Annotated in this window: 16 protein-coding genes; 10 read left to right on the top strand and 6 right to left on the bottom strand. The window is 65.8% G+C overall.

The features are described 5' to 3' along the window. Positions 1-33: 33 nt before the first annotated feature. The 4 genes from RRX38_RS04000 to RRX38_RS03985 all read right to left on the bottom strand — a co-directional run bounded on the left by RRX38_RS04000 (position 34) and on the right by RRX38_RS03985 (position 2,737). Complete coding sequence (locus RRX38_RS04000) at positions 34-240, bottom strand: hypothetical protein (protein WP_315961632.1); 207 nt, start codon at positions 238-240, stop codon at positions 34-36. A 69-nt stretch (positions 241-309) separates the two neighbouring features. Then, positions 310-684: a cytochrome c gene (locus RRX38_RS03995; protein WP_315961631.1), complete on the bottom strand. Its 375-nt coding sequence runs from the start codon at positions 682-684 to the stop codon at positions 310-312. Positions 685-787: 103 nt separating this feature from the next. Continuing rightward, complete coding sequence (locus tag RRX38_RS03990) at positions 788-1,744, bottom strand: aliphatic sulfonate ABC transporter substrate-binding protein (protein WP_315961630.1); 957 nt, start codon at positions 1,742-1,744, stop codon at positions 788-790. 15 nt (positions 1,745-1,759) lie between these two features. Next, positions 1,760-2,737: an ABC transporter substrate-binding protein gene (locus RRX38_RS03985; protein ID WP_315961629.1), complete on the bottom strand. Its 978-nt coding sequence runs from the start codon at positions 2,735-2,737 to the stop codon at positions 1,760-1,762. 247 nt (positions 2,738-2,984) lie between these two features. Between RRX38_RS03985 and RRX38_RS03980 the strand changes: the two genes are divergently transcribed. The 10 genes from RRX38_RS03980 to RRX38_RS03935 all read left to right on the top strand — a co-directional run bounded on the left by RRX38_RS03980 (position 2,985) and on the right by RRX38_RS03935 (position 14,826). Further along, entirely contained in the window at positions 2,985-3,875 is an 891-nt protein-coding gene (locus RRX38_RS03980) for a LysR family transcriptional regulator (protein ID WP_315961628.1), read from the top strand. A 177-nt stretch (positions 3,876-4,052) separates the two neighbouring features. Continuing rightward, positions 4,053-5,186, top strand: coding sequence for an acyl-CoA dehydrogenase family protein (locus tag RRX38_RS03975; RefSeq protein WP_315961627.1), 1,134 nt, complete (start codon positions 4,053-4,055; stop codon positions 5,184-5,186). Further along, the gene (locus RRX38_RS03970) at positions 5,183-6,127 is read left to right on the top strand and encodes a D-isomer specific 2-hydroxyacid dehydrogenase family protein (protein ID WP_315961626.1); all 945 of its coding nucleotides are present in this window, start codon (positions 5,183-5,185) and stop codon (positions 6,125-6,127) included. The genes RRX38_RS03975 and RRX38_RS03970 overlap by 4 nt, the downstream gene beginning before the upstream one ends. A 21-nt stretch (positions 6,128-6,148) precedes the next feature. Beyond that, on the top strand, positions 6,149-6,943 hold the full coding sequence (locus RRX38_RS03965) for a class II aldolase/adducin family protein (RefSeq protein ID WP_295475500.1): 795 nt from the start codon (positions 6,149-6,151) through the stop codon (positions 6,941-6,943). Between the two features lie 65 nt (positions 6,944-7,008). Further along, positions 7,009-8,637, top strand: coding sequence for an ABC transporter substrate-binding protein (locus RRX38_RS03960; protein ID WP_295475503.1), 1,629 nt, complete (start codon positions 7,009-7,011; stop codon positions 8,635-8,637). Next, complete coding sequence (locus RRX38_RS03955; RefSeq protein WP_315961625.1) at positions 8,634-9,584, top strand: ABC transporter permease; 951 nt, start codon at positions 8,634-8,636, stop codon at positions 9,582-9,584. The genes RRX38_RS03960 and RRX38_RS03955 overlap by 4 nt, the downstream gene beginning before the upstream one ends. 1 nt (position 9,585) lies before the next feature. Then, positions 9,586-10,482 carry an ABC transporter permease gene (locus RRX38_RS03950; RefSeq protein ID WP_315961624.1) on the top strand — a complete coding sequence of 299 codons (897 nt, stop codon included), beginning with the start codon at positions 9,586-9,588 and terminating at the stop codon, positions 10,480-10,482. Continuing rightward, positions 10,479-12,101: an ABC transporter ATP-binding protein gene (locus RRX38_RS03945; protein WP_315961623.1), complete on the top strand. Its 1,623-nt coding sequence runs from the start codon at positions 10,479-10,481 to the stop codon at positions 12,099-12,101. The genes RRX38_RS03950 and RRX38_RS03945 overlap by 4 nt, the downstream gene beginning before the upstream one ends. Before the next feature lie 258 nt (positions 12,102-12,359). Further along, positions 12,360-13,694 carry an LLM class flavin-dependent oxidoreductase gene (locus RRX38_RS03940; RefSeq protein WP_315961622.1) on the top strand — a complete coding sequence of 445 codons (1,335 nt, stop codon included), beginning with the start codon at positions 12,360-12,362 and terminating at the stop codon, positions 13,692-13,694. Positions 13,695-13,719: 25 nt separating this feature from the next. Continuing rightward, positions 13,720-14,826 (top strand): LLM class flavin-dependent oxidoreductase, encoded by a 1,107-nt coding sequence (locus RRX38_RS03935; RefSeq protein ID WP_315961621.1) that lies wholly within the window; start codon positions 13,720-13,722, stop codon positions 14,824-14,826. A 195-nt stretch (positions 14,827-15,021) separates the two neighbouring features. Here the strand turns inward: RRX38_RS03935 and RRX38_RS03930 are convergent, their stop codons facing one another. Beyond that, the gene (locus RRX38_RS03930; protein WP_315961620.1) at positions 15,022-16,341 is read right to left on the bottom strand and encodes an LLM class flavin-dependent oxidoreductase; all 1,320 of its coding nucleotides are present in this window, start codon (positions 16,339-16,341) and stop codon (positions 15,022-15,024) included. Positions 16,342-16,385: 44 nt separating this feature from the next. Beyond that, entirely contained in the window at positions 16,386-17,345 is a 960-nt protein-coding gene (locus tag RRX38_RS03925) for an ABC transporter substrate-binding protein (protein ID WP_315961619.1), read from the bottom strand. Between the last annotated feature and the right edge of the window lie 30 nt (positions 17,346-17,375).

Below are 17,375 nucleotides of genomic sequence, written 5' to 3'. Positions count from 1 at the left end.
GGAGCTGCCACGCTCAAACGGAAAAGACGCAGGCTAGGAAAAGACGAACTGACCCAACATAGCCATCATGGCAACGACCAGCACCGCCAGCCCGATTGCCGTGACCCACTCGGTTGTCGGCGACTCGGAATGCCAAGTCCCTTTAGGGGGGTATTTCCCAAAGGTCACCAGCCTGAGCGTCAACCAACCGACAGGAAAGCAGACCGCGCGAAACAGCACTTCGCCCAGAAGTTCGATCATGTAGAACTCCTTCTTGATGTCAGCGGGCTCTGAACCGGCGAGAGCCGATTGGCCTCGATCCAAGCAGCTTCATCGGCCTGAGATGATGCCGGTCATGTAGCTGTTCAGGTCGCGAAAATCGTTCACCGTCCAGGCGTGTGGCGGAACCTTGACCCCGTTTTCCCGCAGCGTCCTGGGGATCAGGTCGCCATTGGGGCGCAGAATGACCGACGCGACAATCACGCCAGGATAATCGTGCAGACGCTTCTTGAAGGCCGCCGTGGTGAGGTCCGGTGTAGGGGGATCGCTCTTGTTGGCCAGCGGCCCGGAGCCTTTGAGGTCTGCGCCGTGACACAAGGCGCAGCGCTCGGTGAACAGCTTTTTCCCATTGGCCGAGTCGGCCAGCCCGGCCGAGGCCTGGGCGATCAGAGAGACCGCCAGGCAAACCGTGAAGATCCTTTTCATAGCAGACTTAGCACCCATTTGATGCCCGGCATGATGAGGGGAGCGAGTGTATCCTGGCCAATGGCCCCCATCCAGTGGCCGTTATGAATGCAGCCTGCTGCGCTCACTCCGCCCGCACTTCGAACACACTCACCGCCTGGGCGTCCACCGCCTTGGGCAACAGCCCTTCGCGGTAGAACGCATCGGCAATGCGTTGCTGCTCAGCCAATTCATCGAGCCGCACCGGCTGCACGTCGTAACTGCGTCGTGCGTTGGCCTGTTGCACCGTCTCGCTGTCCAGATTGCCCCACAGCGGGCCGAGAATCGCGGCAGCGGCGGCCGGTTCGGCCTTGGCCCAGCGGCCGGTTTCGCGCAGGGCGGTGTAGACCTGCTGCAGCACATCGGGGTGCGCCTTGGCGTAGTCACTGCCCGCCAGGTAGTAGCGCTGGTAACTGGCCAGGCCGCTGCCATCGACAAGAATGCGCGCCTGCTGCTGGCGCTGCGCGCTGGCGACGTAAGGATCCCAGGTCACCCAGGCATCGACCTTGCCGTTCTCGAACGCCGCCCGCCCATCGGCGGGGATCAGGTAGGCCGGGCTGATGTCCTTGAAGCTCAACCCGGCCTTGGCCAGTGCTTCGATCAACAGGTAATGGCTGCCGGCGGCCTTGGTCACTGCCACGCGCTTGCCCTTGAGGTCGGCCAGGCTGCGGACCGACGAGTCGGCAGGCAGCAGAATCGCCTGGGCCCTGGGCGAGGCGGTCTCCCGGGCGAAATAGGTCAGCTTGGCGCCGGCGGCCTGGGCGAACACCGGTACGGTATCGGCGACGTCTGCCGACAAGTCGACGTTGCCCAGATTGAGCGCTTCCAGCAGCGGCAGGCCGCTGGGAAACTCGTGCCAGCTGATGCGTATGCCTTGCGCCTGCAGGCGTTGCTCCAGAGTGCCGCGGGTCTTGAGCAGGGTCAGCAGGGTCGAGGATTTCTGGTAGCCGATGCGCAGGGTCTGCTCGGCCTGGACCAGGCCCGGCAGCAGCGTGCCGAGCACCAGCGTCAGCGCCAGACGGCGCCAGGATGGAAAGGTCATGACGGAACCTCCTGATCAAGGATTGGCGGCGACTTTGCCGGTGCCCGGTACGCTGAAGCCCTGGGCGAAGGTCGGTGCCACGTCGAGGCGTTCGTTCATCAGGCCATGGGCCTGGTAGAAATCGGCGGTGTCCTGTTGCTCGGCAACCGTCTTGGCATCGATGGCCTGCCAATGCAGTTGGCGGCGCTCGAACTGCAGCCGGGCAGCGTCTTGCGGAAAGCCGATGATGGTCGCCAGGGTCTTGGAATAGCTGTCCAGATGCTGGTAGGCCCAGATCTGCGCACCCGCCAGGCGATTGAGGTAGTCCTGCAAGGCGGCGCGGCGTGCCGGGTCTTCCAGCGCCTGGTCGGTGGCGGCCAGGAAGCTGTTGCCACTCGACAGGCCACGACCATTGACCAGTACTCGCCCCTGCCCGCTCAACTCGGCCAGCGCGGTATAAGGCTCCCAGGTCGACCAGGCATCCACTGCCCCATTGGCCAGGGCGATCTTGGCGTCGACCGGCCCCAGGAAACGAAATTCCACGTCCTTTTCACTCAACCCGGCCTGGTCCAGGGCCTTGAGCGCCAGATGATGGCCGATCGAGCCACGCCCGGTCGCAATACGCTTGCCCTTGAGGTCGGCAGCGGTTTGCAGCGGTGCATCCGGGCGCACCAGCAGTGCGGTGCCATAAGGGTCGGACTTGTCGACGGCGATGGCCTTGACCGGCGCACCGGACGCCAGCACGAACAACAACGGCGCATCGCCGATGATGCCCGCATCGATGGCCCCGGCGTTCAACGCCTCGGCCAGCGGCGCGGCGGCGGGAAACTCCGCCCAGCGAATGTCATAAGGCAGGTCTCGCAGGGCGTCGGCAGCTTCCAGCTGGGCGCGCATGTTGCCCTTCTGGTCGCCGATGCGCAGGGTCAGGCGCTCGGCAGCACTCGCCTGAGTGACCAGCAGCATGGCCGCGGCAAAGGGCAACAAGCGGTTCAGCAATCTTGAACGGATGGACATGGCGCTCCTCGAAGTCTATGGCGAGGCGCTTCTTGCGCCCCGGATGGCAGCGACTCTAAACGAGGAGCAATGAATAAATTAAATTGATTTTAGGAATAACCTAATATGCATTTAATCGCATGCATCGCAAGATCAGGGCTCCAGGCACGATTATCAGGGCGGCTTGGTAATTGATACAGGCAGCATTATTCTTCAGGCAGATTATGTGCATGCGTTATTTTTCCGTTCCTTTTGCCGAGCGCCGAACATGAAAATCGATGATATGGACGCCTTCGTGGCGGTCATTCGTTGCCAGTCGACCAACCTGGCCGCCGAAGCCCTGCAACTGACGCAACCGGCCATCACCCGGCGCGTACAGAACTTCGAGGAAGCCCTCGGGGCCACGCTGCTCGACCGCAATACCAAACCGCTCAAACCCACTCCCATGGGCCTGCGTGTCTACGAGCAGTGCAAGGCCATCCTGCGCGAGATCGACTCACTGCGCGAGCTGGTGGCCAATGACGGTGCGCCTTCCGGCACCCTGCGCCTGGGCATGCCGCAGACGCTCGGCGACGTGGTGCTGCTCGACGCCCTGGCACAGATCCGCGAAGCCTACCCGCCCCTGCGTACCCAGGTCAGCAGTGGCTGGGGCAGCAGCCTGATCACGCGCATGGAGAATGGCGAGCTGGATGCCGCTGCCGCCCTGTTCCCACCGGGCAAGATCTTCCCCGAGGGCATCGCCAGCCAGTCGATCGGGCGCATGGCGCTGAAGGTGGTGGCAGCCAAGGGCAGCGTCGGCAAGCGCAACTGCAAGCTCAAGGACTGCTACACCCGCGGTTGGGTGCTCAACCCCGACGGCTGCGGGTTCCGTGCCGGCCTGCAACGCGCCTTGAGCGAACAGGGCCTGAGCCTGGGGATCAACCTGGAAACCTTCGGCACCGAACTGCAACTGGGCCTGGTGGCCAGCGGCCAGGGCCTGGGGCTGGTGCCCGAGCCGCTGCTGCACACCAGCCGCCATCGCGATGCGCTGGAGGTGCTGAACATCAGCGACTTCAAACCGCAGGTCGACCTGTGGCTGTTCCATCCGCGCTACCTGGGCAATCTGCAGGAGCCGGTGGAGCTGTTCGGCCGGGTGACCGCGCAGCGCCTGCAGGGCTGACCCCCTATGTGCCGCGCGGGAACGCGGCACACGCACCATTTAATGCGAATTTTGCATATATAAAAATCTTAAAGATTCTTAAAACAAATAATTAGCATAGAACCAAAAAGACTTTTACAGCTTTGATCCATGCGAATACGGTCTTAAAAACCACCGTACTTCAGGGATGAAAGCCCCATGAGTCACCCTTCCCCGCGCGCCCTGGCCGAGCTGACCCAAGCCTTGGCCGCCAACGCCGAGCGCTATGACCGCAGCGCGCAGTTTCCCCATGACAACTTCGACCTGTTGCGCCGCCACGGGCTGCTGGCCTTCAGCGTGCCACGTGCGCTTGGCGGTGGTGGCGCCGACCTGCCTGCAGCACGCCGGGTGGTCGAAGCCGTCGGCAAAGGCGACCCGGCCAGCGCGCTGATTCTGGTCATGCAGTACCTGCAACATGCCCGCCTGCACGATGATCCGCGCTGGCCCGAGCACCTGCGCCGCCGCGTCGCCCAGGAGGCCGTGGCACACGGCGCACTGATCAACGCGCTGCGTGTCGAGCCCGATCTCGGCACGCCGGCCCGTGGTGGCCTGCCCGCCAGCGTGGCGCGGCGCACCCCGGAAGGCTGGCGGCTGTCGGGGCGCAAGATCTACTCCACCGGCAGCCATGGCCTGACCTGGTATCTGGTGTGGGGACGCAGCGACGACCACGATCCGCTGGTCGGCGGCTTCCTGGTCCACCGCGACACCCCAGGCATTCAGATCGTCGAGGACTGGGACCATCTGGGCATGCGCGCCACCTGCAGCCACGAAGTGCGCTTCGACGACGTGCTGATTCCCCTCGACCATGCGGTGAGCGTCAGCCCGGCCAGCGCACCCCGCGCCGAACTCGACCCCGAAGGACTGCTGTGGATGTCCGTGCTGCTGCCCTCGGTGTACGACGGCGTGGCCCAGGCGGCGCGAGACTGGCTGGCAACGTTCCTGCAGCAGCGGGCACCGTCCAACCTCGGGGCGCCACTGGCCAGCCTGCCACGCTTCCAGGAAGTGCTGGGGCGCATCGACACCCTGCTGTTCGCCAATCGCAGCCTGCTCGACTCCGCCGCCGCGGGGCAGATCGAGGCGCGGCACGCCGGGCAGATCAAGCATCTGGTGTGCAACAACGCCATCCAGGCCGTGGAACTGGCCATCGAAGCCGCCGGCAACCCTGGTCTGTCGCGTCGTAATCCGCTGGAGCGCCATTACCGCGACGTGCTGTGCAGCCGCATCCACACCCCGCAGGACGACGTGGTGTTCGGCCAGGCCGGCCGCGCCGCGTTCGCAGAGGTGTCGGCATGAGTGCCTCGCTGATCGCCAGCCAGCTGGATGCTGCCGCCAACCAATGGTTGCGCGAGCGCCTGGTCGACCACCAGGTCCTCGACCTGCCCCTGGGGCAGCCGAACCTCGATGTGCCCGCCGACGTGTTGATCCTGCGCCCGCTGAATGTGCGCGGTCAGCGGGTCGACGAGGTGCCCGTCGGTTGGCCATGGGGCCTGCGCTGGGTGCAGTTGGTCTCGTCGGGCATCGATTTCTACCCGGACTGGGTATTCCACGGCCCGCCGGTGACCAGCGGCCGCGGGGCCAACGCCGAACAGGTCGCCGAATTCGCCCTTGCCCTGATCTTCGCCGCGGCCAAGCAACTGCCCGGGCTGTGGGTCAAGGACGCCGCCTGGCAGCTAAGCCCCCTGTCACCCGTGCGCGGCCGCACCCTGGGGATTCTCGGTTTCGGCAGCATCGGCCAGAGCCTGGCGCACAAGGCGGTGGCTCTGGGCATGCAGGTTCTGGCCCTGAGCCGTCCCGGCCAGGCCATCGCCGAGCAACCTGGGGTGACGCGCGCCGAAACCCTGCAGCAGCTGTTCGCGGGTAGCGACCACCTGGTGCTGGCGGCGCCGTTGACACCGGCTACCCGTGGCCTGATCGATCGCCAGGTGCTGAGCCATGCGCGTCCCGGGTTGCACCTGATCAACATCGCCCGTGGCGGCCTGCTCGACCAGCAGGCGTTGCTCGAAGCGCTGGACAGCGGGCGCATCGGCCGCGCCAGCCTCGACGTCAGCGAGCCGGAACCCCTGCCCGACGGCCATCCGCTCTACCATCACCCGCGCGTGTTCCTGTCACCGCATACCTCGGCCATTTCCACCGACGGCTACCCGGCCTTCCTCGAAGCCTTCATCGACAACTTCCACCGCTACCGCGAACAGGCGCCCCTGGCCAACCTGGTCGACACCCGACGCGGCTACTGACCCGACCACCGGAGACCCGACATGAGTTCACTGACCGCCATCGACATCGGCACCCTCGACGTACGCAACCGCGTCAGCGCCGAGGAATGGGAGGTGCGCGTCAAGCTCGCCGCCGCCTACCGCCTGGCCGCGCTGTTGCGCTGGACCGACCACATCTACACGCACTTCTCTGCACGGGTGCCCGGCCCAGACGAGCACTTTCTGATCAACGCCTTCGGCCTGTTGTTCGACGAAATCACCGCGTCGAACCTGGTCAAGGTCGACGTCGACGGCACCCTCATCGACGACCCGCTGGGGCTGGGCATCAACCAGGCCGGCTATGTGATCCACAGTGCCATCCACCGCGCCCGTCCGGATCTCAAGGCGGTGCTGCACACCCATACGCGTGACGGTGCGGCGGTATCGGCGCAGCGCGACGGTCTGCTGCCAATCTCCCAGCATGCGCTGGCCTACTACAGCCGTGTGGCCTACCACGACTACGAAGGCGTGGCCCTCGATCTGGATGAACAGCAGCGGCTGGTGGCCAACCTGGGGGACAGCAACATTCTCATCTTGCGCAACCACGGGCTGCTCACCGGCGGCGTCAGTGTCGAGCATGCGTTCCGGGAACTGCACGGTCTGGAACGCGCCTGCAACATCCAGGTGGCTGCCCAGGCCGGCGGCAACGACCAGTTGCTGCACGCCGCGCCAGCGGCCATCGCCAAGGTTCACGAACAGTCCAAGCGCTTTTCCGACGGTCTGGGCGAAGGCATCCAGCGCCACTGGGACGCGTTGATCCGCCAGCTCGATCGCGAAGGCCGTGACTACCAGCACTGATCCATCGCACCCAATGCCTGCTGGGGGGTGCCCCCCGGCACCCTGCGCCCATGAGGAAAGATTCCATGCCCCCACTGCGTCTCGTCAGGCAGCTGTTCGCCGCCTGCGCCCTCGGCCTGGCCTTGGGCGGTTGCTCGCCCACGGCCGACAGCACGGCCAGCAAGACCCTGAACATCGCCTTCTGGGGCGACAACACCACCCTGGTCAGCGTCGACCCGTTCCAGGTGTATTGGCTGGAGCATCGCGTGCTGCTGCGCAACGTCGCCGAGTCGCTCACTGACCAGGACCCGGAAACGGGCCGCATCATTCCCTGGTTGGCCGAGCGCTGGGAGGTCAGCCCCGATGCGCTGAGCTACACCTTCCACCTGCGCCAGGACGTTACCTTCAGCAACGGCGAGCGTTTCGACGCCCAGGCGGTGAAGACCGCCTTCGACAGCAACAAGGCCTTTGCCACGCAGTTGCCCGCGACCTTCGGCGCCACCTACCTGGCCGGCTACGACCACGCCGAGGTGCTCGACACCTTCACCGTCCGCCTGGTGCTGTCACGCCCCAATGCCGGTTTCCTGCAGGCCACGTCCACCACCAACCTGGCGATCCTCGCCCCGGCCTCCTACCAGCTCACGGCCCAGGAACGCTCGCTGGGCAAGATCATCGGCACCGGCCCCTTCGTGCTGGAGCACTACACCCCGGAGGTCGGCGCCCGGCTGGTGAAGCGAGCCGACTACGCCTGGGCCTCGGCCAACGTGCGCAACCAGGGGGCCGCCCACCTGGACAGCGTCGAGATCCGCTACATTCCCGAGGAAAGCGTGCGCAATGGCCTGTTCCTGCAGGGCAAGGCCGACATCCTCTGGCCACGCAACCCCTTCTCGGAGGTCGACGCCACGCTGTTCCAGTCCAAGGGCGCGACCATCCAGAGCCGCTCCCTGCCCGGTCCGGCGCTCAACCTCTACCCCAACACCCGCAACGGTCGTCTGCTCGGCGACCGGCAACTGCGCCTGGCGCTGCAGAAAGCCATCGACCGCAGCAGCTACGCACACACCGTTTACAACGCCGCATTTCCGGTGGTGCGCGGCGTGTACGACGTGACCACGCCGTACTTCAAGGAGCAGAGCGCCAAGCTCGCCTACGACCCACAGGGCGCCGAGCGTCTGCTCGATGCCGCGGGCTGGAACAAGGCAGCCGACGGCTACCGCTACAAGAACGGCCAGCGCCTGACCCTGCGCTACAACCTCACGCCTGCCGAAAGCGCTGGCGATGTGCTGATCCAGGACCAGCTGCGCAAGGTCGGCATCGACTTGAAACTCAACGTGCTGACCCGCGCCGAGTGGGTGGCCGGCAACAGTTCGGGCAATTACGACCTGACCTCCACCTACATGACCCGAGCCGACCCGATCATCCTGCAGACCATCCTCGACCCGCGTGCCGCCAACAGCGCCACCCTGGCCACCAGCACCTATGAACCCGCTACCCTGGTGCGCGCCCAGGCGCTGTTCGACCAGGGCATCACCGCCACCGCCGATGCACAGCGCGCCGACGCCTACGGCCAGTTGCAGGACCTGCTGGTCGACGAAGCCTCGGCCTTTCCGATCTACGAGCGTGTCTGGCAGGCAGCCACCGCCCCGCGGGTGAAGAACTTCCACTGGACCGCCGAAGGCTTCGCCTTCCTCAGTGACATCCAGGTGGGCCAGCCATGAGGCGCTACCTGATCGGCCGCATCGGCCAGGCGCTGCTGGTGCTCTGGGGCGCCTACAGCATCAGCTATTTCATTCTCTACCTGCTGCCAGGCGACACCCTGGCGATCATGCTCAGCGCCTCGGGCATGGAGGCCGACGGCCTGTCGCCCGAAGCGCTGGCCAAGGCCCGCGCCTACTACGGCCTGGACAAGGGCCTGTTCGAGCAGTATTTCGACTTGCTGTGGCGCGCCGTGCAGGGCGACCTCGGCCAGTCGCTGTCGCTGGGCCGCCCGGTCAGCGAACTGCTCGCCGAGCGCCTGCCACAGACCCTGGCCCTGGCCGGCCTGGCCATCCTGCTCTCGCTGGTGGGAGGCATCGGCCTGGCCTACCTCACGGCTTACCTGCAATGGCAGCCGCTGAAGACCGCACTGGCGCGCCTGCCGTCGCTGGGCTTTTCCGTACCGGTGTTCTGGATGGGCCTGTTGCTGATCCAGGTCTTCGCCTTCGGCCTGGGCTGGTTTCCCGCCACCGGCAGCCAAGGCGTCGAAAGCCTGGTGCTGCCTGCAGTGACATTGGCGATTCCCAGTGCCGCCGTGTATGCCCAGGTGCTGCAGCGCGGTTTCCAGGGCGTGTGGCAGGAGCCCTATATCACCACCGCCTTTGCCAAAGGCCTCAGCCGCGCGCAGGTGCAGGCGTGCCATGGGCTGCGCAATGCCGCGTTGCCGGTGCTGACCCTGGTCGGCCTGCAGGTGGGCAACACGGTGTCCGGCGCGGTACTGGTGGAAACCATCTTCTCGCGCAACGGCGTCGGGCGCCTGGCCCAGGAAGCCGTGCTGCGCCAGGACATTCCGGTGGTGCTGGCGGTGGTCGCGGTCTCGGCGGCGGCCTTCGTGGTGGTCAACCTGATCGTCGACCTGCTCTACCCGTGCCTGGACCCACGTATCACCCATACTCCCAAGGTGACCTGACATGACCGCCGAAACTCGCTCCTACCCCGCCCCCCTGGCGCCACCCAGCGCAACCTGGAAACGCCGCACACGCCTGCGACGCCTGGTCCTGGCCGCCGCGCCACTGCTACGTCGTCCCGGCTTCAGCCTGGCCCTGCTGGTGGTGGCGTTTGCCCTGCTGGCAGCCGCCGCGCCGCAACTGCTGACCAGCTTCGACCCCTACGCGACATCGCCGGTGGACAAGCTCGCCGCCCCCAGTGCGACCCATTGGTTCGGCACCGATGAACTGGGCCGCGACCTGTATACCCGCGTCGTCTATGGCTCGCGGCTTTCGGTGCAGGCGGCGCTGCTGGCCGTGGCCATCGCCCTGGCCGGGGGCTTGAGCCTTGGCGTACTGGCCGGGTTTGCCGGCGGGCGTGTGGATGCCGCTCTGATGCGCCTGGTCGACGTGCTGCTGGCGCTGCCCGGCCTGCTTCTGGCCCTGGCCATCGTCACTGCCATCGGCTTCGGTACCGTGCCGGTGGCCGTAGCGGTCGGTGTCGGGATCATTCCTGGCTTCGCCCGTACCACTCGCGCCGAGGTGCTGCGCATCAAGACCCTGCCCTACGTGGAAGCCGCGCGCCTGGGCGGCGCCAGCTGGACCCGCACCCTGCTGCGCCATGTGCTGCCCAACGCCTGGGGGCCGGTGGCGGTGCTTGCCACGCTGGATTTCGGTGCGGCGATCCTGGCCGCTGCCGGGTTGAGCTTCCTCGGCTTCGGCGCCGCGCCGCCGGCAGCGGAATGGGGCACGCTGATCGCCAATGGCCGGCACTTCCTGATCACCGCACCCTGGGTGTCGCTGCTGCCGGGGCTGTTCGTGGTCGCCGTGGTGTTCAGCCTCAACCATCTGGCGCGCAGCGTCGAGGAGCAGGCCCGATGACCTCGCCAGCCTTGATCGAAGTACAGGACCTGAGTATCAGCTATGCCGTGGCCAGCCAGCGGCTGCAGGCCGTGCGCCGACTGTCGTTGAGCCTGGCCGCCGGGGAAACACTGGCCATCGTCGGTGAGTCTGGCTCGGGCAAATCGACCCTGGCCAATGCGCTGCTCGGTCTGTTGCCGGGCAACGCACAGATCGACGCGGGTCAGCTGCGCATCGCCGGCAGGGAAATGGCCCAGGCCAGCGAACGCGACTGGCGCCAGGTGCGCGGGCGGATGATCGGCCTGGTGCCGCAGGACCCGATGGTCAGCCTCAATCCCACCCTGCGCGTCGGCCAACAAATCGGCGAAGCCTTGCTGCTGGCGCGCGGGCGGCGCTATGCCGGCCTGGATGCCGACGTGCTGGAACTGCTCGCTCAGGTCGGCCTCGACGACCCGCTGCTACGCGCACGTCAGTATCCCCATGAACTGTCTGGCGGGATGCGCCAGCGCGTGCTGATCGCCATCGCTCTGGCGGGCGACCCGCAGCTGATCATCGCCGATGAGCCAACCAGCGCCCTGGATGTCACGGTACAGCGCAAGATCCTCGACCATTTGCAGCGCCTGGTGGCCGAGCGCGGCATTGCCCTGCTGATCATCACCCACGACCTGGGCATGGCCACCGACCGCGCCGACCGCCTGCTGGTCATGCAGCGCGGCGAAGGGGTCGAACAGGGTTCGCCAGCCCAGATTCTCGGCGACGCCCAGCACCCTTACACGCGAGCCTTGCTCGCTGCTGCACCGGCGTTCGCCATACCCCGCCAGCGACCCGTCTCAGTACCCAGCGAGGCACCGCCCATCCTGCGCCTGGTGGGCGTCGGCAAACGCTTTCGCTTGCCCGCAAGTCAGGGGCAGAACAGCCATTTCACGGCCCTGCACGACCTGAGCCTGGAGGTGCATCGTGGCCGTACCCTGGCGATCGTCGGCGAATCCGGGTCAGGCAAGAGCACGGCATTGCGTATCGCCCTGGGCCTTGAAACACCCAGCCATGGGCAGGTGCTGTTCGATCAGCAGGATGTCAGTGGTTATGGCTGGCGCGAGTTCCGCCCACTGCGCCGGCGCATCCAACTGGTGCAGCAGAACCCGTTCGCGGCACTGGACCCACGTTTCACGGTGTTCGACAGCATCGTCGAACCGCTCGTGTCATTTGGCCTGCTCAAGGGCGAGGCGCTGGAGCAGGCGGCGCGTGAGCTGATCAAGCGAGTGCATCTGCCCGTGGAATACCTCGACCGTCTGCCCCGCGAGCTGTCTGGCGGCCAGCGCCAGCGCGTGGCCATCGCCCGTGCGTTGGCGCTGCAACCTGAGCTGCTGCTGCTCGACGAACCGGTGAGTGCACTGGATGTGTCTGTCCAGGCGCAGATCCTCGCGTTGCTCGAACAATTGCAGCGCGAACTGGGTATCGCTTATGTGCTGGTGTCCCACGACCTGGCCGTGGTGGCAAACATGGCCGATCACGTCCTGGTGCTGCGTAAGGGCCATGTGGTGGAACAAGGCCCGGCCAACCAGGTGTTCGAGCAGCCAGCCAGTGACTACACCCGCGAGCTGATCGCGGCCATTCCGGGGCGTCGAGCCATAAATGCATAAAACGCATAATCTTAGTTAATTTAGATTCAGATCACTCATTATTAGCATAGAACCACAAAGCCTTTCACAAGCCTGACTTACACCGCTAAGTTCAATCCAGACCGACCCCTTTCCTGGCGGAGGCCGTTTTCCCGACCACGCCAGGAGCCTGCACCGCATGAACGCCCATTCTGACTCACGCCATGCTCGACGCGCCCTGCGGCGCGTTGGCGATGGCCTGCGCCAGCCCTTTCCCACCTCTTCACCACAGGTACTTCGATGAGCACACGACAAATCCGCCTTGGCGCCATGATTCATGGCGTCGGCCATGGCTGGGGCGAATGGCGCCACCCCGATGCGCTGGCCGACGCCAGCGTCAACTTCGGTTTCTACAAGCACCAGGCCCGGTTGGCCGAAGCCGCCCGCTTCGACTTCGCCTTCATCGCCGACAGCCTGCACATCCATGCCCGCTCCAGCCCCCACTACCTCAATCGCTTCGAACCGCTGACGATCCTTTCGGCGCTGGCGGCGATCACCGAGCGCATCGGCCTGGTGGCCACGGTCACGGTCAGCTACACCGAGCCGTTCCAGGTCGCCCGGCAGTTCGCCTCGCTGGATCTGATCAGCGGCGGCCGCGCCGGCTGGAACGTGGTGACGTCCTGGCTGTCGGGTACCGCCGACAACTTCGGCAAGGCCGAACACCCACCGCATGCGGTGCGCTACCGCATCGCCCGCGAACACCTGGAAGTGGTCAAGGGCCTGTGGGACTCCTGGGAAGACGACGCCTTCACCCGCGACAAGCACAGCGGGCAGTTCTTCGACCCGAACAAACTGCACACACTTGGCCACCAGGGCGAGTTCTTCAAGGTCAAGGGACCGCTGAACATCCAGCGTTCGCGCCAGGGCCAGCCGGTGATCTTCCAGGCCGGGGTGTCGGAAGACGGCCGCCATTTCGCGGCGCAGAACGCCGATGCGATCTTCGTCAGCCCCGAGTCGTTCAGCGATGCCCGCGACTACTACCAGGACCTCAAGCAAAGAGCCGCACGGCATGGCCGCGACCCGCAACAGTTGTCGATCCTGCCGGGTATCCGGCCGATCGTTGGTCGCGATGCCGCCGAGGTGGAAGATCGCTATCAGCAGGCCGTCGAGCTGGTCAGCATCGAAGATGCCCTGGTTGCACTGGGCCGGCCGTTCAATGACTACGACTTCAGCCGGCATGACCTCGATGCGCCGTTCCCGGACCTTGGCACCCTGGGCAATGACAGCCACAAGGGCACCTCTGACCAGCTCAAGCAACTGGCCCGCGACGAGGGCCTGACCTTGCGCCAGCTGGCGCTGCGTTTCTCGCAGCCACGTCGCGACTTCGTGGGCACTCCGGAACAGGTGGCCGATGCCCTGCAGTACTGGTTCGAAAACGGCGCTGCCGACGGTTTCATCATCAACTCGCTGCTGCCTGACGGCCTGCAAGCCTTTACCGAACAGGTGGTGCCGCTGCTGCAGGCCCGCGGGCTGCTGCGCCGCGAGTACCAGGGCCAGACCCTGCGCGAGCATTTCGGCCTGGCCGTACCGACCAATCGCAACACCCTGCGCCGCGCCCAGGGCGCGGTGGCCTGACATTTTTCATGCAAGGAGCGAGTCCATGAGTCTTGAGTTCATCGGCCTGATCGGCCCCCAGGAAGGCAGCGAATCCCAGGCCCCGCGTGGCCCGATAATCGACCTGCCGTTCATCCGTGCCTTTGCCCAGGCCCAGGAGTACGGTGGTTTCGACAAGGCGTTGCTGGCGGTCAACACCAGCGCCCCGGATTCGATGATCCTCGCCACCTATGTGGCTGCGTTGACCGAACGCATCGGCCTGCTGGTGGCACACCGGCCTGGTTTTCAGGCACCGACCTTCGCCGCGCGGCAATTCGCGACCCTCGATCACCTGAGCCGTGGCCGGGCCTCGATCAACGTGATCACCGGCGGCGACAGCGGCGACCTGCAACGCGACGGCGACTTCCTCGACAAGGATGCCCGCTATGCCCGTACCGACGAGTACCTGCAGGTGCTGCGCAACACCTGGACGCGCCACGAGCCGTTCGACCATCAAGGAGCGCATTACCGGGTGGAAGACAACCTGACCCTGGTCAAGCCACTGCAGCAGCCGCACTTGCCGATCTACTTCTCCGGTGCCTCCGACGCGGCGGTGGAAGTCGCCGCCAGGCACGCTGACGTGTACATGATGTGGGGCGAGCCCCTGGAGCAGGTACGCGAGCGCATTGCCCAGGTGCGCAAGGCGGCGGCACGTTACGGCCGCGAGGAACAGATCCGCTTCAGTCTGTCGCTGCGGCCGATCCTCGGCGCCACCGAGGAGCAGGCCTGGGAGCGCGCCGAGCGCATTCTTGCCGAGGCCCGTGAACGTATCGGCATTCGCCAGGGCAAGCGCCGTGAGAAGAACTTCGGCAAGAGCAACGTCGGCTCCGAACGACTGGTGCAGTTGGCCAGCCAGCGCAAGGTCCACGACACCCGGCTGTGGACCGAAATCGCCGCGCTGGGTGGCGGCGCCGGCAACTCCACCTCGCTGGTCGGCACCCCCGACCAGGTCGCCGAAGCGGCGCTGGCCTATTACGACCTGGGCGTGACCACCTTCCTGTTCCGCGGTTTCGATCAACTGGCCGACTCGGTGCAATACGGCCAGGAGCTGATCCCGCGCATCCGCGCCCTGGTGGCGCAGCGCGAGGCCGAGCGGCAACAGCGCAGGGCCTGAGAAGCGGCTTTGTGGCGCTCGGTGGGAACGGCTTTAGCCGCGAAAGCCCCAGGAAATTCACTGTTTCTGTTGTGAATAGGCGGCCACATATCGCGGCTGAAGCCGCTCCTACCCGGCGGTTTCAGCCGCGATATGTGGCCGATACCGGTAGGACCGGCTTCAGCCGGGAAGCTTTCGGCGGCCCCTTTCCTCGTTTCAGTTACGCCAGCGGGGAATTTGCAGGCCCAGGCTTTCGCGCAAGGTGGTGCCTTCATAGGCCTGGCGATACACCCCGCGCTCTTGCAGCAGCGGCACCACCTCATCGGTAAAACGGCGGAACTGCCCAGGGTGGCCGATGTAGATATTGAAGCCATCCAGCGCCCGCGCCTCGAACCACTCGGTCATTTTCGCCGCCACCGTCTGCGCCGACCCCACGAAGGCACCCGGACGCAACTGCCGCCCGAACTCCACCGCCTGGCGTAAGGTGAAGCCTTTTTCCCGCGCCTGATCGGCGATGCGTTTGGCGTTGGTGAAGAAACTGCTGCGCGCCGACTCCAGGCTCTGCTGCGGAAACGGCGCGTCCAGATCGTACTGGCTGAAGTCGTGCCAGCCGAAATTGCGCCCGAACTCCTTGAGCGCCAGCTCGAAACTGTGATCGGCCTGGTGGTAATGCCGCTCGATCTCGCGGGCATGCTCATCGCTGTCGCCCACGTAGATCTCTGCCCCCGGCAGCACCAACAATTGCTCCGGGTCGCGCCCCAGCCGCGCGGCACGCGCCTTGATATCGCGGTAAAACGCCTGGCCCTGTTCGATGCTCGCAGCGTGGGTGAACACCACGTCAGCGGTGGCTGCACCCAGGTCGCGACCCTGTTCGGAATCGCCGGCCTGGAAGATCACCGGTTGGCCCTGGGGGGAACGCTGGATGTTCAGCGGGCCGACCACCGAGAAATGCGCTCCCTGGTGGTTCAGCGCATGCAACTTGGCAGGGTCGAGAAACTGCCCGGTGCGGCGGTCGCGGGGAAAGGCGTCGTCTTCATAGGAGCGCCACAGGCCTTGGACCACCTGCACGTGCTCATGGGCACGGCTGTAGCGGGTGTCGTAGTCGTAGTGTTCATCCAGACCATAATTGCCCGCCGTACCGGCGTCGCCGCTGGTCACCACGTTCCAGCCGGCGCGGCCCTTGCTGATCAGGTCCAGCGATGCCAGGCGACGCGCGACGTTGTACGGCGCGTTATAAGAGGTGGTGAGCGTGCCGACCAGGCCGATGTGGCGGGTGCTGACCGCCAGGGCCGAAAGCAGGGTCAGCGGTTCCAGGCGGTTGAGGTAGTGCGACGGCGAGCCGGGGGTGATGAACTGGCTGTCGACGATGAACATCAGGTCGAACAGCGCGGCTTCGGCCTGCCGGGCGATGTCGATGTACCAATCGATATTGACGCTGGCGTCTGCCGGCAGCTCCGGGTCGAGCCACAGGTTGTGCCGACCAGGGCCGCCGCAGCCCATGGTCAGGGCGCCGAGTTTGATCTGTCGTTTGCTCATGGGCATGACTTCCTTGGAATTCGTGGTGGGGGGCGCCAGCCGATTCAGCGCGTGGCCTGGGCAGTGGCCGGTGCCTGCAGCGCGGCACTGAACGAGGTGTCGAACAGGCTCGCCGCCGGGTAAGCCTTGATCAGCTCCAGGCTGGCGAAGAAGTCCACGGTCTTTTGCGCATCGGTGATCACCTGCGGGTTCAGTGCCGCCAGGTCGGTGCGCGCGCGGGCGAACCAGGCACGGGCGATATCACCGTCGGCGCGGGTCCGTGCTGCCCAGGCATCGGCGTAGGCTTCAGTGTGTTGCGGGTCACTGAGCGCCCATTCACGGGCCTGTTTCAGGCGTTGCAGGAAGTCGGCGATCTGCGCTCGCTTGGTCTCCACCGCCTTGGCGTTGGCAACCACGAAACTCTGCGCCGGAATCAGCCCGTCGGCGGTGGCCAGTACCCGGGCGCCCTGACGCTGCTGTTGAGTGACGTAAGGCTCCCAGGTGGCGATGACGTCTACCGAACCACCGTCCAGGGCATGGGACGCATCCAGGGCGCTGAGGTAACGCAGTTCAACGGCGTCACGCGGCACGGCGGCGCGGTCCAGCGCGGTCAGCAGCAGTTGCTGGCTCCACGAGCCTTTCCAGATGGCTGCGCGCTTGCCGCGCAGGTCGGCCAGGCTGTGGATGTTCGAATCCTTGCGCACCAGGATGGCCACGCCTTCGAGGTTCTGCCGGCTCACCGCGATGATCTTGATCGGCGCGCCCAGGGCACCGAGGAACAGCGGCGGCGCATCGCCGAGTAAGCCGAGGTCCAGGCTGCCGACGTTCAACGCCTCGGCCACCGGCGAGCCGGCGGTGAACTGCTTCCAGTCCAGTTCGTAGGGCAAACCGTCCAGGACACCGGCGGCTTCCATCACCGCGCGGGTGTTGTAGCTCTGGTCGCCGACCACCAGGGTCTGCGCCGCCGCAGCCAGGCTGAAAGAGGCGGCCAGCATGCCAGCCGCCAGTTGCTTGAAGTAACGCACGTTCGTCTCCAGGTGCCCAATGGGCACGAC

It is taken from the genome of Pseudomonas sp. DTU_2021_1001937_2_SI_NGA_ILE_001 (genome assembly GCF_032463525.1).
Classification (GTDB): domain Bacteria; phylum Pseudomonadota; class Gammaproteobacteria; order Pseudomonadales; family Pseudomonadaceae; genus Aquipseudomonas.
Note: the sequence above shows the minus strand (reverse complement) of the source record. Positions and strands in the feature narration are given on the sequence as shown.

Bases quoted from the DNA above. Each gene is read 5' to 3' on its own strand.
- RRX38_RS04000 (WP_315961632.1), bottom strand. From the start codon at position 240: ATGATCGAACTTCTGGGCGAAGTGCTGTTTCGCGCGGTCTGCTTTCCT.
- RRX38_RS03995 (WP_315961631.1), bottom strand. From the start codon at position 684: ATGAAAAGGATCTTCACGGTTTGCCTGGCGGTCTCTCTGATCGCCCAG.
- RRX38_RS03990 (WP_315961630.1), bottom strand. From the start codon at position 1,744: ATGACCTTTCCATCCTGGCGCCGTCTGGCGCTGACGCTGGTGCTCGGC.
- RRX38_RS03985 (WP_315961629.1), bottom strand. From the start codon at position 2,737: ATGTCCATCCGTTCAAGATTGCTGAACCGCTTGTTGCCCTTTGCCGCG.
- RRX38_RS03980 (WP_315961628.1), top strand. From the start codon at position 2,985: ATGAAAATCGATGATATGGACGCCTTCGTGGCGGTCATTCGTTGCCAG.
- RRX38_RS03975 (WP_315961627.1), top strand. From the start codon at position 4,053: ATGAGTCACCCTTCCCCGCGCGCCCTGGCCGAGCTGACCCAAGCCTTG.
- RRX38_RS03970 (WP_315961626.1), top strand. From the start codon at position 5,183: ATGAGTGCCTCGCTGATCGCCAGCCAGCTGGATGCTGCCGCCAACCAA.
- RRX38_RS03965 (WP_295475500.1), top strand. From the start codon at position 6,149: ATGAGTTCACTGACCGCCATCGACATCGGCACCCTCGACGTACGCAAC.
- RRX38_RS03960 (WP_295475503.1), top strand. From the start codon at position 7,009: ATGCCCCCACTGCGTCTCGTCAGGCAGCTGTTCGCCGCCTGCGCCCTC.
- RRX38_RS03955 (WP_315961625.1), top strand. From the start codon at position 8,634: ATGAGGCGCTACCTGATCGGCCGCATCGGCCAGGCGCTGCTGGTGCTC.
- RRX38_RS03950 (WP_315961624.1), top strand. From the start codon at position 9,586: ATGACCGCCGAAACTCGCTCCTACCCCGCCCCCCTGGCGCCACCCAGC.
- RRX38_RS03945 (WP_315961623.1), top strand. From the start codon at position 10,479: ATGACCTCGCCAGCCTTGATCGAAGTACAGGACCTGAGTATCAGCTAT.
- RRX38_RS03940 (WP_315961622.1), top strand. From the start codon at position 12,360: ATGAGCACACGACAAATCCGCCTTGGCGCCATGATTCATGGCGTCGGC.
- RRX38_RS03935 (WP_315961621.1), top strand. From the start codon at position 13,720: ATGAGTCTTGAGTTCATCGGCCTGATCGGCCCCCAGGAAGGCAGCGAA.
- RRX38_RS03930 (WP_315961620.1), bottom strand. From the start codon at position 16,341: ATGAGCAAACGACAGATCAAACTCGGCGCCCTGACCATGGGCTGCGGC.